Annotated in this window: 1 protein-coding gene; it reads left to right on the top strand. The window is 58.6% G+C overall.

What is annotated here, in order from left to right; genetic code table 11:
* Window positions 1-243: 243 nt before the first annotated feature.
* Window positions 244-551: hypothetical protein (locus DY467_RS25415; RefSeq protein WP_164639815.1), on the top strand; the 308-nt coding region annotated here is incomplete at its 3' end.

Raw genomic sequence — 551 nt, 5'->3', positions numbered from 1 at the left:
CCCGGGCCACGTGGCTGCGAACCACGCACCGCAGGACGCCGCCCCTCACCCGCCTCAAGACGCCTCCGGAGGCGCCCCTCGATGGGAGAGGTGATGCGCATTTATTCCTAAGTCGACGTACTTGTCAACGTTGATTTTTGCCGCTTGGCAGCGGGCGCATTTCCACTGCGCGTTTCGAGCCCGGTCGACGCCCACGCCCTTCGTGAGTTGGTATCAATCCTGCGGCGAACGCTAGAAGTCCACATGGACGTTGCGATCATACCATCACGGGAGCAGATCGATAGGATCGAACAAGCAAAGACACAATTGCAGGCGCTTGGGTTCAAGGACCACGAGATGCAGCGTATGGCCAAGGAACTGAAGCCGAGGCTGAGCCACAAGCAACAAATACAAGCAATCGCAACGCGTCTGACCTTGCGCCCGATGGCGACATCGCAAGGGCGTGGAATTCGATTTCAGGCGCAAACGCAGAGGCACATGGGGGATGTGCGCTTCATCAATCGATCGTCATCGACGAAATGCACCGTTCTCGACGGCTATCTGAGCGGCTG

The organism is Rhodopseudomonas sp. BR0G17 (genome assembly GCF_010907025.1).
In the GTDB taxonomy this organism is placed as follows: domain Bacteria; phylum Pseudomonadota; class Alphaproteobacteria; order Rhizobiales; family Xanthobacteraceae; genus Rhodopseudomonas; species Rhodopseudomonas palustris_H.
Note: the sequence above shows the minus strand (reverse complement) of the source record. Positions and strands in the feature narration are given on the sequence as shown.